This window comes from Aeromicrobium sp. YIM 150415, assembly GCF_016918125.1.
GTDB lineage: Bacteria > Actinomycetota > Actinomycetes > Propionibacteriales > Nocardioidaceae > Aeromicrobium > Aeromicrobium piscarium.
This window is the reverse complement of record NZ_JAERWM010000033.1, coordinates 1-13,400: the sequence shown is the minus strand read 5'-3', so window position 1 is coordinate 13,400 and position 13,400 is coordinate 1. Positions and strand designations below refer to the sequence as shown.

Genomic DNA, 13,400 nt, shown 5'->3' with positions numbered 1-13,400 from the left:
CACACCTCACGTGACCAGCCCCACGCACGGACGCGGACGCCTGTCTGCTCGGTCCCGATGTCGGCTACCGTTGGGGTGTGGCGACCTATGACGACATGAGCCTGGCGGACCTGCAGGTCCGCTCCCTCGGCGAGGCGCGCTACGACTCCCCCCTCGCCGAGTACGTGGCCCACCGCGCCACCAATGCCTACTACGTCGCCGAGGACGATCGCGTCCTGATCGACGACACCATCAGCCTGCTCGCCTCGCGCGGCGACGTCCCGCTCGAGGAGGTCCCCTCCTATGAGCCCGGCGGACCGCGCCGCAAGATCTTCTTCGACCCGGCCACCACCAAGGCCGGCATCGTCACCTGCGGCGGCCTCTGCCCCGGACTCAACGACGTCATCCGTGCCCTGGTGCTCGAGCTGTTCGAGCACTACGGCGTCACCGATGTCACCGGCTTCCGCAACGGCTATGCGGGGCTCGCTCCGGGTCAGGCACCCGATCCCATCGAGCTCACGCCCTCCTTCGTGCAGAGCATCGCCGAGCGCGGCGGCACCGTGCTGGGCTCCTCGCGGGGCAGCCAGGAGGTCGGCGTCATGGTCGACACGCTGGTCGATCGCGGCATCGACATCCTCTTCGTCATCGGTGGTGACGGTTCGATGCGCGGGGCCCACGCGATCCACGAGGAGATCGCACGCCGCGAGCTGTCGATCGCCGTCGTCGGCGTGCCGAAGACGATCGACAACGACATCCCGCTCATCGGCACCAGCTTCGGCTTCCAGACCGCCTACGCCAAGGCGGCCGAGTCGATCAAGGCGGCACGCGTGGAGTCCGATGCGGCGGTCGGCGGCGTGGCGGTCGTCAAGGTCATGGGCCGGCACGCGGGCTTCGTGGCCTGTTACTCCGCGCTCGCCTATCAAGATGCCGACTTCGTGCTGGTCCCCGAGGTGCCCTTCTCGCTCGACGGCGAGAACGGGCTGCTCGCCCAGCTCGCCAAGCGGGTGAGCGAGCGCGGCAGCGCCGTCATCGTGCTGGCCGAGGGCGCCGGGCAGGATCTCATCCCCGCGAGCCGGCGCACCGACGCGAGCGGCAACCAGGTCCTCGGCGACTTCTCCGGTCTCCTGCGCGCCCGGATCGCCCGCGATTTCAAGGACCGTGGCCTGCCGCTCACGCTGCGGCACTTCGATCCGGGCTATCTGATCCGCTCGGTTCCCGCGGACGCCGCGGACTCGGTGTACTGCACCCGGCTGGCGCAGGTCGCCGTCCACGCGGCCATGGCCGGTCGCACCGATATCGTCGTCGGCCGCCCTCGTCACCGCTTCGCGCACGTGCCGATCGAGGAGGTCACCAAGCGCACGCAGCGGGTCAACCCCGATGGCGATCTCTGGCTGAGCGTCATGGAGTCCACCGGACAGCCCTTCTCCATGCGCTGACGACGCGCACTTCTCGATACTCGTCGACAAAACTCGTACCATCGATAGGTGAAGACCGTGTCCGTCAGCGAACTCCGGCAGGGCCCCACACGGACCCTCGCCGCGGTGGAGGCCGGAGACACCTACGCGATCACCCGGCACCACCGGGTGATCGGGTACATCGTCCCGCCGGACACCCAGCCCGGCATCCCGCCGCCGAAGAAGGCCGGCCCGGCGCGCACCGCACGTCTCCTCCGGCACGACCCACGAACCGCCGCGACCGTCGATGAGCTGATCGACGACATGAAGGACGCGTGATGAAGTACCTCTACCTCGACTCCTCCGTCAGCCTCGGCAGCGCGCTGGTTCGATGAGACCACCGCCATCCACACCGGCGTAGACGCCACCATCGTCACCCATGACACGACCATGCGGTCGGTCGCGAGGATCATCGGCTACCCCACCTACGATCCCGTCGACAGCGCGGGCTGACCTCGGCGCCGAGCGGGCCGGCAGCGACCCGACTACGATCGCGGTCATCGCGCACGAGACCCCTGGTGACGGGAGAGCCCGATGACCGCCGACGACTCCGGCAGCCAGCAGAAGCCGCGCTCGGCCCGCACAGCGCTGTTCGGGGCCATGTTCCTGATGGCCACGAGCGCCATCGGTCCTGGCTTCATCACCCAGACCACCGACTTCACGGTCAAACTGGGCGCGGCCTTCGCCTTCGCGATCGTCGCCTCGATCGTCATTGACATCGCCGTGCAGCTGAACGTCTGGCGCGTGGTCGGCGTGGCCGGGCGCCGCGCGCACGAGCTGGGCAACGAGGTGCTGCCCGGGGTCGGCTGGCTGCTCGCCGTGCTCGTCGTGTCGGGCGGGCTGATCTTCAATATCGGCAATGTCAGCGGTGCCGGCCTCGGCACGAATGCGATGCTCGGCGTCGACCCGAGGATCGGCGGGTCCGTCTCGGCGGTGATCGCCATCGCGATCTTCCTCAGCAAGCGCGCCGGCGTGGCGCTCGACCGCGTCGTGGTCGCGTTGGGCGTGCTGATGATCGCGATGACCCTCTACACCGCGATCGTGTCGCGTCCGCCGCTCGGCGAGGCGCTGCGCAACGCCGTGGTGCCCGAGACGATCGACTTCCTGGCCATCACCACGATCGTGGGCGGCACCGTCGGCGGCTACATCACCTACGCGGGCGCCCACCGGCTGCTCGACAGCGGGGTCACCGGGCCGGAGAACGTCGGTCAGATCACCCGCACCTCGGTCTACGGCATCCTCGTCACCGGGGTCATGCGTGTGCTGCTGTTCCTGGCCATCCTCGGCGTGACCGCCGGCGGCATCGAGCTGGCCTCCGACAACCCCACCGCGAGCGCCTTCGAGTCGGCGATCGGCGACGCCGGTCTCATCATCTTCGGCGTCATCCTGTGGGCGGCATCGATCACCTCGGTCATCGGCGCCGCGTACACCTCGGTCTCGTTCATGAGCACCACCGCGACCTCGGACCGCACCCAGAACCTGCTGACGGTCGGCTTCATCGCCGTCAGCGCCATCGCCTTCGTGACACTCGGGGCCGCGCCCGTCACGCTGCTGATCTTCGCCGGCGCCGTCAACGGGCTCATCCTGCCGATCGGCTTCACGGTGGTGCTGTGGATCGCCTGGGCGAGACGTGATCTGCTGGGCGGGTATCGCTACCCGATGTGGCTGAAGGTCGCCGGCCTCCTCGTGTGGCTGCTCACCCTCTATCTGGGGTGGAACTCACTCGGCGGCCTGAGCGATCTCTGGAGCTGATCGGATGCGTATCGACCTCAACAGCGACGTGGGCGAGTCCTTCGGCCGGTGGGAGCTCGGCGACGACGAGGCGATCCTCGGTCTGGTGTCGAGCGCCAATGTCGCCTGCGGATTCCACGCCGGTGACCCGACGACGATCGCGCGCACCTGCCGCTGGGCGGTCGAGCAGGGGGTCGCGATCGGCGCGCAGGTCGGCTATCGGGATCTGGCGGGCTTCGGCCGGCGCTTCGTCGACGCGACGGTCCGCGAGCTGACCGACGATGTCGTCTACCAGATCGGCGCCCTGCAGGCGCTCGCCGCGGCGGCGGGCGGGCGCGTCACCTATGTCAAGCCCCACGGCGCGCTCTACAACACCGCGGTGCACCACGCCGAGCACGCGGGCGCGGTCGTCGACGCGGTCGCCTCGGTGGATCCGAGCCTCCCGGTGCTCGGACTGCCGGGCTCCGAGCTGCTCGCGCAGGCCGAGCGGCGGGGCCTGCGGCCGGTCTACGAGGCCTTCGCCGATCGCGCCTATACACCCGGCGGCACCCTCGTCTCGCGGCGCGACGAGGGCGCGGTGCTGGACGACCCGGTCGCGGTCGCCGCGCGAGTCGTCCAGATGGTCACCGAGGGGGTTGTCGAAGCCGTGGACGGCACGGTCATCCGCATGTCCGTGGACTCCGTCTGCGTCCACGGCGACAGCCCGGACGCCGTCACGATGGCCAGAGCCGTGCGCGAGGCGCTCGCCGATGCCGGTGTCACGGTGGAGACCTTCCGATGAGGGCGCTGGCCTACGGCGACCGCGCCTTGCTGCTGGACCTCGACGACGGCGAGGAGCCCGTGGGGTGGGCGGCCGCCATCGCCGAGGCGGACCTCGGTGCGCTCGACATCGTCCCGGGGGCCCGGACCGTGCTCGTCACAGCGTGCACGCCCGAGCAGCTGGGCCGGATTCGCGAAGCCCTCGGTGGGCTGACCCCGCGCGACACCGAGGCGGACGAGGACCGCGAGCCGGTCGAGATCCCCACCGTGTACGACGGGCCCGACCTCGACGAGGTGTGCCGACTCACCGGCCTGTCGCGCGACGAGGTGATCGCGGCGCACACCGGACGGCCCTGGACCGTGGCATTCGGCGGCTTCGCCCCCGGCTTCGCCTATCTGACCGGCGGTGACGAACGACTGGAGGTGCCCCGCCGCGACGACCCGCGCACCGCCGTCCCGGCCGGCTCGGTGGGGCTCGCCGGGACCTTCTCCGGTGCGTACCCGCGCGAGTCTCCCGGCGGCTGGCAGCTCATCGGCTGCACCGACGCGACCCTGTTCGACCTCGACCGCGATCCGCCCGCGCTGCTCCAGCCCGGTGACCGGGTGCGCTTCGTGGAGGTCGGCCGATGACGACGCTCGAGGTGCTCGCCACCGGGCCGCAAGCGACCGTGCAGGATCTGGGCCGCCCCGGCTACGCCGCGATGGGTGTCGGGCGCTCGGGCGCGGCCGACCGACGGTCCTTCGCCCTGGCGCAGCGGCTCGTCGGCAACGACGAGGCGCTCGCGGCCGTCGAGGTGCTGATCGGCGGGCTCAGCCTGCGTACCGATGAGGCCGTGGAGGTCGCGGTGACGGGGGCCGGGGTCGAGGTGCTGATCGACGACGGCGAAGGCCCCGTGCCGATGGGACTCAACGCCCGCCATACCCTGCGCGCCGGAGCGACACTGACGCTCGGCCAGGCCGCCTCAGGGCTGCGCGCCTATGTCGCCGTGCGCGGCGGCATCGACGTCGAGCCGGTGCTGGGCTCTCGCGCCACCGACACGATGTCGGGGATCGGCCCGAAGCCGCTCTCCGAGGGCGACCGGCTGCCCGTGGGACGCGGCGCGGGCGAGCTGCCGGCCACCGACCTTGCCCCCGTCGCCGGTTTCGACGAGGACGGGGTGACCCTCCGCGCGGTCCGTGGCCCGCGCGACGACTGGCTGGCCGACGCCGAGCACCTCACTCGGACCACGTGGACCGTCTCGGACAAGGCGAACCGCGTCGGTGCGCGACTGAACCCGCCCGAGGGCGCGACGCTGCGTCATGCCGAGCAGGACAGGCAGCTGCCGAGCGAGGGAGCCGCCCGCGGCGCGATCCAGGTGCCGCCGAGCGGCGAGCCGGTCCTGTTCCTCGCCGACCATCCGGTCACGGGCGGCTATCCGGTCGTCGCGGTCGTCGTCGACGAGGACGTCGACCGCGCCGCGCAGCTGCGCCCCGGGCAGAAGGTCCGCTTCACCTGGGCCTGAGAGGAGCCTCCGTGTCATTCGCCGATGTGTCCCCCGCCGACGCCCGACGCCGCTTTCGCGAGGGCCTGGTGACACCGACCGCCGGATGGTCGGCGGGCTATGCGCAGGCGAATCTCATCGCGGTGTCACGCGACTACGCCTTCGACGTCTTGTTGTTCGCGCAGCGCAACCCGAAGCCGTGCCCGATCCTCGACGTGCTCGAGCCCGGTCAGTTCACCGGGCCGCTGCTGGGCGAGGACGGCGACATCCGTACCGATGTGCCCACGTATCAGGTGTACGTCGACGGCGAGCCGGTCCAGCAGGTGGCGGACGCGACCGATGCCTGGGCCGACGATCTCGTGGCCTTCCTGGTGGGGTGCAGCTTCAGCTTCGAGGCGGCGCTCCTGGAGGCCGGAGTGCCGGTGCGGCACATCGAGGAGGGCCGCAATGTGCCGATGTACCGCACCGACCGCGGCTGCCGTCCCGCGGGCCGGATGCACGGCCCGCTCGTCGTGTCGATGCGGCCGATGCCCGCCGAGTGCGTCGCCGACGCCGTGCGAATCACCTCGCGGTACCCGAGCGTCCACGGCGCTCCCGTCCATGTCGGCGATCCCGCCGGTCTCGGTATCGCGGACCTCTCGGCGCCCGACTTCGGCGAGGCTGTCACGATCCACGACGGCGAGGTGCCCGTCTTCTGGGCCTGCGGCGTCACACCCCAGGCCGCGGTCATGGCCTCGCGACCACCGCTGGCGATCGGCCACGCGCCCGGCCACATGCTCGTCACCGACCTGCGCGACAGCGCTCTCATCGTCCCCTGAGCCTGGTCGCCCGCTCCGAACCCTGCGCTCTTCCCCGCCCTCCCTCCTCGAACCGCCGAGTGCTGCAATTTCGCCCGGGCCGGGGCGAATGTGCACCTCTCGCGGGCGAATATGCACCCCTCAGCGGACCAGGACAGCTCGACCGCATCGCGAGACAGTTGCTCACGTGGTGGAATATCTGTCACGCTCGGTCCAGGTTCGCGAGCCGAAGGAGCAGACATGACGAGCGAAGACTGGTCGTTCGAGACCAAGCAGATCCACGCCGGCCAGACCGCCGACCCCACCACGGGGGCCCGGGCCCTGCCGATCTATCAGACGACGTCGTACGAGTTCCGCGACACCCAGCACGCCGCTGACCTGTTCAGCCTGGCCGAGCCGGGCAATATCTACACACGCATCATGAACCCCACCCAGGACGTGGTCGAGCAGCGTCTCGCCGCGCTCGAGGGTGGCGTCGGCGCGTTGCTGTTCAGCTCGGGACAGGCGGCCACCACGGGCGCCCTCACCAATGTCGCCGAGGCGGGCGACCACATCGTCGCCTCCGCGAGCCTCTACGGCGGCACCGACAGCCTGCTGCGGCACACCTTCCCGAAGCTCGGCATCCGCGTGACCTTCGTCGAGGAGCCCAATGATCCGCAGCAGTGGCGCAATGCCACGCAGGAGAACACCAAGGCCTTCTTCGGCGAGACGATCGGCAACCCCAAGGGAGACGTCCTCGACCTGGAGGCCATCTCGGCGGTCGCCCGCGAGGTCGGCGTCCCCTTCCTGGTCGACAACACCGTCGCGACCCCCTACCTGCTGAACCCGCTGCAGCACGGTGCCGACACCGCGATCCACTCCGCCACCAAGTACATCGGCGGTCACGGCACGGCGATCGCCGGCGTCGTGATCGACGGCGGCACCTTCGACTACGGCGCGCACGGCGACAAGTTCCCGGGATTCACGACCCCCGATGAGAGCTACCACGGCCTGGTGTTCGCCGAGGCGCTCGGCGCGGCGGCGTACATCGCCAAGCTGCGCGTGCAGTACCTGCGCAATGTCGGCCCCGCGATCGCTCCGTTCAACGCCTGGCTGCTGGCGCAGGGGCTGGAGACGCTGAGCCTGCGGGTCGAGCGCCATGTCGAGAACGCCCGCCGCGTCGCGGAATGGCTGGAGGCCCGTGAGGACGTCGCGTCGGTGCACTGGGCGAGCCTGCCCTCGAGCCCGTATCACTCGCTCGCGCAGACGTACACGCCGAAGGGCTCCGGTGCCATCGTCACCTTCGAACTGCCCGGCGGCATCGACGCCGGCCGTCGATTCATCGACGCGCTGGACCTGCACAGTCACGTGGCCAATATCGGCGACGTCCGCAGCCTGGCGATCCACCCGGCCTCGACGACCCACTCACAGCTCACCGCCGAGGAGCAGGCCGCGGCCGGCGTGACACCCGGTCTCGTGCGTCTGGCGGTCGGGTTGGAGGGGATCGAGGACATCCTCGGCGACCTCGACGCAGGATTCCGCGCGGCCAAGTGACCCACGAGCAGGCGATCGGCGACCTCACCCTCGAATCGGGTGAGGTCCTGCCGGAGGTCCGCCTCGCCTATGCCACCTGGGGCGAGTACGACGGCTCCAATGCCGTGCTCGTCCTGCACGCCCTCACCGGTGACCACATCGTCACCGGCGAGGGCGGCTGGTGGGGCGATGTCGTCGGCCCCGGTCGCGGCATCGACACGGACCGGTTCTTCGTCGTGGCCGCCAATATCCTCGGCGGTTGCCGGGGCTCCACCGGGCCCCTCAGCCTCGACCCCGAGGGGCGGCCCTACGGATCCCGTTTCCCTGCCGTGACCGTCCGCGATCAGGTGGCCGCGGAGGTCGCCCTGGCCGATGCGCTGGGCATCGACGCCTGGCACAGCGTGATCGGCGGATCGGCGGGTGGCATGCGGGCGCTGGAGTGGGCGATCGAGCATCCCGGCCGCGTCGAGCGCCTGTTCCTGCTGGCCACGAGCGCCGCGGCGTCGGCCGACCAGATCGGGCTGGCGACCACGCAGAACGACATCATCCGCGCCGCCGGCCCCGAAGCCGGACTCGATCTGGCTCGCCGGGTCGCGCATCTGTCCTATCGCAGTGAGTTCGAGCTCGCCGAGCGTTTCGGCCGCGCTGTGCAGCCCGATGGACGCTGGGCGGTGGAGTCCTATCTCCAGCACCACGGCGCCAAGCTCGTGAAACGCTTCGACGCGGACTCCTACATCGTGCTCAACGAGGCGATGAACAGTCACGACGTCGGTCGCGGGCGCGGAGGCATCGCCGCCGCGCTCGGCCGGATCACGGCCCGCACCCTGGTGGCGGGCATCGACTCGGATCGCCTGTATCCGCTGCACCAGCAGCGCGAGCTCGCCGAGGGCATCGCGGGCTGCGCGGAGCTGGACGTGGTGGTCTCGCCGTATGGGCACGACGGTTTCCTCGTCGAGTCCGAGGCCGTCGGCGCCCTGGCTCACTCCCTCCTCACCACCTGACCTCCCCGGCCCGCCCCTGGGCGGTGACCTACACACCCCTCACTCGGCTGGGCGGTGGGTTACGCACCCCTCGACACGCTGGGCGGTGGGTTACGCACCCCTCGAAGCCGTCGAGACGTGCGTAGGTCACCGCCCAGCGAGGCGCCCACCGACACCGAGTCCCACCACCAGACGACGAGAGCGGTCAGCCGGTCGGGACGACGAGGGCGGCGACGAGCTGGCGGTAGAGGTCCGAGGTCTGGAGCAGGGTCTCGTGCGAGCCGCGCGCCGCGACCCGTCCGTGTTCCATCACGATGATCTCGTCCGCGTCGACCACGGTGCTGAGCCGATGCGCGATCGTGAGCACGGCACCGCGCTCGGCCTGACGCCGGATCGCCCGATGGATCGCCGCCTCGGTGATGCCGTCGACCTGCGCGGTGGCCTCGTCGAGCAGCAGCACCTCCGGGTCGGCCAGCAAGGCCCGCGCGACGGCGATGCGCTGCCGCTGACCGCCGGAGACCGAGGTGTCGGTCAGCGGGGTGTCGAGACCGTCGGGCAGTTGCTCGACGAGCTCATCGAGTCGGAGCTCGGCCAGCACGCGATCCACCGCCTGGTCGGACGCCTCGGGATTGACGAAGCGCAGGTTCTCGCCGATGGTCCCGGGCACCACGGGCGTCTCCTGCTCGACATAGGCGATCCGGCTGCGGACCTGTGCCGGCGAGAGCGACTCGTAGGGCGTGTCCCCCATCCGCAGGTCGCCGTCCTCGGGTTCGAGGAAGCCCAGCACCGTCGAGAGCACCGAGGTCTTGCCGGCACCCGACGGGCCGACCAGGGCGATATGCCCGCGCTCGGGCACCTCGATGGAGACGCCGTCGAGAGCCGGGTCGGCATCCGCGCCGTATCGGGCCCTGACATCGCGCAGGGCGATCCCGCCACCGGACGGCTCAGCGCCGATGACACCGCTGCGAGGCTCGGATTCGAGCTCGTCGATCTCGCGGATACGGCCCGCCGCGGCGATCCCGGCCTGCAACGCGGTCATGTTCTGGCTGAGCTCGGTGATCGGCCCCATGAGGCCGAAGGCGTAGAGCAGGAAGGCCACCAGCGTCGAGACCGCCATCTCGTCCGCCGCGACCCGGGCGGCGCCGAGCGCCAGGATCACGATGATGGCCGCCTGGATCCCCGTCCAGGCGATCGTCCACGCCACCACCTCGCGGCGCACCGCCCGCACCCCGTGTTCGCGAGCGCGCCGGGCGTCGTCGAAGAGCCGCTCTCGCTGCCGCTCCTCGGCACCGGCCGCCTTGACCGTCTTGATCGCCCGCAGAGTGCCCTCGGTCCCCGCGCCCAGGTCGGCGAGCGCCCCCTGCGCCTGCTCCTGAGCCTTCGCGATCGCCGGCATGAGCAGTCCGAACAGGACGGCGACGACCAGCACGGCGGCGAGGGTGGCGGCGAAGAGCACGAGGTCGAGCACCGCCATCAGCACGAGCGTCCCGACCAGGACGATGCTGCCGTTGACGAGGCCGACGAGGCTCGAGGACGCCGCCTCGCGCATGAGTACCGAGTCACTGGTCATCCGAGTCACCAGCTCGCCGGTCGGGCGCCGAAGCAGGGGCAGGACCTTCGCGGAGAGGAACCGGCCGATCATGTGGCGTCGCGCGTCGAAGACGATGTCCTCGGCGAGGGTGCCCAGGAGGATCCACTGCCTCCAGCTGATCACCGCCCCTACGACGAGCAGGCCGAGCAGCGCCGACACCGGTCCGGTGATCGAGCCGCCCGCCGCGAGCGTGTCGAGGACCCATTTGGTCACCAACGGCGTCGCGAGCTCCATCCCCGAGGCGAACAGGCCCAGGGCCAGGGCGACGAACAGGGTCGCGCGATGCGGACGCGCGAAGGACCAGAGCACCGAGAAACGCGATCGTGGGCCAGCCATGCTCACTATTAAGACATAGGTGTCCTAACTGAGACGAATCAGGCGCATAAAGGGACACCTTGGTAGCCTGCCGGAGTGAGCACCCCGACCCAGGACCGTACCCGCCACGCCATCCTCCTCGCGGCGATCCGCGTCCTGGGCAGCAACCGCCGAGCGAGCATGCGCGAGATCGGCGAAGCGGCCGAGGTCGCCCGCAGCACCGTCCACCGCTACTTCGCGGACCGCCCCGCCCTCGAGGCCGCCGTCGGCAGCTTCGTCGAGGAGGAATACGCCCGGACCGCCGAGGAGGCACGGCCGCAGGACGGCACCGGACTCGAGGCGCTGATGCGTCTGGCGACCGAACTCTTCGACCGTCTCGACATCCTCGGATGGTGGTTCCTGATGCCCGAGGACGAGCAGGTCCTCGACGCCCTCGAGGAGGACGAGATCGTCGGCACGATCGTCGACCGAGGGCATGCCGATCACTCGATCGACCCGGCGCTGCCGGGTGCGTGGATCAGCGACCTGCTCTGGTCCCTGCTCTATTCGGCCAATGCCCACACGCGGTTCGCCGTGCACACCCGCGGCGAGGTCCGCAGCCTGTTCCTGCACAGCCTGCGCAAGTCGGTCGCCGCCGACTGACCCCGCGAGATGTCACTCCGCCACGAGGTCGGCGTACTCGGTGTGCTTCTCCAGGAACTGCTTGACATAGGGGCAGGTCGGGTGGATCCGCTGCCCGTGTGAGCGGATGTCCTCCAACGTCGCGGTCACCAGCTGACTCGCCAAGCCCTGTCCCTCGAAGCGCTCGTCGATCTCCGTGTGGGGCAGGGTCACGACATCGCCATCGGGCTGCGCGACGAGATACCCGCCGAGTTCACCGTCGACGTGGATCTCATACCGCTGCTCGGACTCGTTGTGGCTGACCTCAGTGCTCATGCTTCGAGCCTAGGACCGCATCGTTCGTCGTGCAGCGGTGCGATACCGCCAGTGAGCGGTGACTTACGCACCTCTCACCCCGCGCGAGAGGTGCGCACGTCACCGCCCAACCGGGCGAGAGGTGCGCACGTCACCGCCCAGGAAGGGGGTCAGACCAGGACGGTCTGCAGGACCGAGGTGAAGAAACCGAGGCCATCGGTGCCCGGGCCGCACAGGTCCTCGACCGCGTGCTCGGGGTGCGGCATGAGACCGACCACGTTGCCGCGCTCGTTGGTGATCCCGGCGATCTCGTTCATCGAGCCGTTCGGGTTCACGCCCACATAGCGCGCGACCACCCGGCCGGACTCCTCCAGCTCGCGGATCGTGTCCGGCGCGGCCACGAAGCCGCCCTCGCCGTTCTTCAAGGGGATGGTGATCTCCTGGCCGGCGGTGTAGTCGCGGGTCCAGGCGGTGTCGGCATTCTCGACGCGCAGCACCTGGTCACGGCACACGAAGGTGCGGTGATCGTTGCGGATGAGTGCGCCGGGCAGGAGGTGCGACTCGCACAGGATCTGGAAGCCGTTGCAGATGCCGAGCACCGGCAGACCGCCCTTGGCCGCCTCGATCACCTGCTCCATGACCGGAGCGAAGCGCGCGATCGCACCGCAGCGCAGGTAGTCGCCATAGGAGAAGCCGCCGGGCAGTACGACCGCGTCGACACCCGCGAGGGTGTGGTCTCCGTGCCACAACGCGACAGGCTCCCCGCCGGCGATCCGGACCGCGCGGCGAGCGTCGCCGTCGTCGAGCGACCCCGGGAAGGTGACGACACCGACCTTCACGCGTCGCCCTCCACCCGCACCTCGAAGTCCTCGATCACCGGATTGGACAACAGGGTGCCGGCGATCTCGCGCACCTGGTCCAGCGTCGCCTCGTCGGTGTCCGGGACCTCGAGCTCGAAGCGCTTGCCCTGGCGGACATCGGTGACCGAGGTGAAACCGAGGCGGGGCAGGGCGCCGTGTACGGCCTTGCCTTGGGGGTCGAGGATCTCCGGCTTGGGCATGACATCGACGATGACGCGGGCCACGGGCGCTCCCTGGAACGACGGACGGGGTGACGGTCCGAGTGTATCGGTCCGTCACCCCGTCACAGGGCGCTGCCTCCCGCCGTGGGCGGTGAGCTGTCCCGCACCACACGCCCACCCCACCTCGGGCGGTGAGCTATCCCGCGCTACCGGGCCACAAGTGCGTGCTCACGCACCGCCCAGCGGCGACGTGCGGGATGACTCACCGCCCACGCGGCAGGTCAGCTGAGTTCGCGTTTGAGGATCTTGCCGGTGGAGGTCATCGGTAGCTCGTCGCGGAACTCCACGATGCGCGGGTACTTGTAGGCCGCGAACTGCTCCTTGCCCCACGCGACCAGCTCGTCCTCGGTGACCTCGACACCCGGCTCGCGCACCACGACGGCCTTGACCTCCTCACCGTGGGACTCGTGCGGCACGCCGATGACCGCGACCAGCGAGACCGCCGGATGCGTCATCAGCACCTCCTCAAGCTCACGCGGATACACGTTGTACCCGCCGCGGATGATCATGTCCTTACTGCGGTCGACGATGAAGTAATAACCGTTCTCGTCACGACGACCCAGATCCCCGGAACGGAACCACTCACCATGGATCGCCTCCTCAGTCGCGGCCGGACGCTTGTAGTAGCCCTTCATGATGCCGTGACCCTTGATCGCGATCTCACCGATCGCCTCAGGATCATCGGCAATCTCGTTCCACTCGTTGTCGATGAGCTTCATCTCCACCCCCTTGACCGGCGTGCCGATCGAACCCACCACCGGCGGCTTACCCCACGGCGAGAACGAGGCGACCGGCGAGGTCTCCG

At 70.1% G+C, this 13,400-nt stretch carries 15 protein-coding genes; 10 read left to right on the top strand and 5 right to left on the bottom strand.

Going from position 1 to position 13,400, the window contains the following annotated elements; all coding sequences use genetic code 11:
- Positions 1–77 precede the first annotated feature (77 nt).
- The 9 genes from JL108_RS18540 (at position 78) to JL108_RS18500 (ending at position 8,714) form a co-directional block, all read left to right on the top strand.
- Positions 78–1,415, top strand: a complete 1,338-nt coding sequence (locus JL108_RS18540; RefSeq protein WP_307837323.1) for an ATP-dependent 6-phosphofructokinase — start codon at positions 78–80, stop codon at positions 1,413–1,415.
- Between the two features lie 48 nt (positions 1,416–1,463).
- Complete coding sequence (locus tag JL108_RS18535) at positions 1,464–1,712, top strand: type II toxin-antitoxin system Phd/YefM family antitoxin (RefSeq protein WP_205199604.1); 249 nt, start codon at positions 1,464–1,466, stop codon at positions 1,710–1,712.
- A 255-nt stretch (positions 1,713–1,967) separates the two neighbouring features.
- On the top strand, positions 1,968–3,185 hold the full coding sequence (locus tag JL108_RS18530) for an NRAMP family divalent metal transporter (RefSeq protein WP_143914964.1): 1,218 nt from the start codon (positions 1,968–1,970) through the stop codon (positions 3,183–3,185).
- Positions 3,186–3,189: 4 nt separating this feature from the next.
- Positions 3,190–3,945, top strand: a complete 756-nt coding sequence (locus tag JL108_RS18525; protein WP_205199603.1) for a LamB/YcsF family protein — start codon at positions 3,190–3,192, stop codon at positions 3,943–3,945.
- Positions 3,942–4,553 carry a 5-oxoprolinase subunit PxpB gene (gene pxpB, locus JL108_RS18520; protein WP_205199602.1) on the top strand — a complete coding sequence of 204 codons (612 nt, stop codon included), beginning with the start codon at positions 3,942–3,944 and terminating at the stop codon, positions 4,551–4,553. The genes JL108_RS18525 and pxpB overlap by 4 nt, the downstream gene beginning before the upstream one ends.
- Positions 4,550–5,425, top strand: a complete 876-nt coding sequence (locus JL108_RS18515; protein ID WP_205199601.1) for a biotin-dependent carboxyltransferase family protein — start codon at positions 4,550–4,552, stop codon at positions 5,423–5,425. Before pxpB ends, JL108_RS18515 begins: the two co-directional genes overlap by 4 nt.
- Positions 5,426–5,436: 11 nt before the next feature.
- A complete protein-coding gene (locus tag JL108_RS18510; protein WP_205199600.1) occupies positions 5,437–6,222 on the top strand; it encodes a putative hydro-lyase in 786 nt (261 codons plus the stop codon).
- A gap of 219 nt (positions 6,223–6,441) precedes the next feature.
- Complete coding sequence (locus JL108_RS18505) at positions 6,442–7,734, top strand: bifunctional o-acetylhomoserine/o-acetylserine sulfhydrylase (protein ID WP_205199599.1); 1,293 nt, start codon at positions 6,442–6,444, stop codon at positions 7,732–7,734.
- Positions 7,731–8,714 carry a homoserine O-acetyltransferase gene (locus tag JL108_RS18500; RefSeq protein ID WP_307837322.1) on the top strand — a complete coding sequence of 328 codons (984 nt, stop codon included), beginning with the start codon at positions 7,731–7,733 and terminating at the stop codon, positions 8,712–8,714. Before JL108_RS18505 ends, JL108_RS18500 begins: the two co-directional genes overlap by 4 nt.
- Before the next feature lie 184 nt (positions 8,715–8,898).
- Here the strand turns inward: JL108_RS18500 and JL108_RS18495 are convergent, their stop codons facing one another.
- Complete coding sequence (locus tag JL108_RS18495; protein ID WP_205199598.1) at positions 8,899–10,620, bottom strand: ABC transporter ATP-binding protein; 1,722 nt, start codon at positions 10,618–10,620, stop codon at positions 8,899–8,901.
- 75 nt (positions 10,621–10,695) lie between these two features.
- Between JL108_RS18495 and JL108_RS18490 the strand changes: the two genes are divergently transcribed.
- Entirely contained in the window at positions 10,696–11,241 is a 546-nt protein-coding gene (locus JL108_RS18490; protein ID WP_205199597.1) for a TetR/AcrR family transcriptional regulator, read from the top strand.
- Positions 11,242–11,253: 12 nt separating this feature from the next.
- Here the strand turns inward: JL108_RS18490 and JL108_RS18485 are convergent, their stop codons facing one another.
- From JL108_RS18485 to JL108_RS18470, 4 genes are all read right to left on the bottom strand, one after another.
- On the bottom strand, positions 11,254–11,535 hold the full coding sequence (locus JL108_RS18485) for a GNAT family N-acetyltransferase (RefSeq protein ID WP_205199596.1): 282 nt from the start codon (positions 11,533–11,535) through the stop codon (positions 11,254–11,256).
- 149 nt (positions 11,536–11,684) lie between these two features.
- Positions 11,685–12,353 carry a phosphoribosylformylglycinamidine synthase subunit PurQ gene (gene purQ, locus JL108_RS18480; RefSeq protein WP_205199595.1) on the bottom strand — a complete coding sequence of 223 codons (669 nt, stop codon included), beginning with the start codon at positions 12,351–12,353 and terminating at the stop codon, positions 11,685–11,687.
- On the bottom strand, positions 12,350–12,598 hold the full coding sequence (gene purS, locus JL108_RS18475; protein ID WP_205199594.1) for a phosphoribosylformylglycinamidine synthase subunit PurS: 249 nt from the start codon (positions 12,596–12,598) through the stop codon (positions 12,350–12,352). The genes purQ and purS overlap by 4 nt, the downstream gene beginning before the upstream one ends.
- 218 nt (positions 12,599–12,816) lie before the next feature.
- On the bottom strand, positions 12,817–13,400 hold a 584-nt coding region (locus tag JL108_RS18470; RefSeq protein WP_205199593.1), incomplete at its 5' end, for an AMP-binding protein.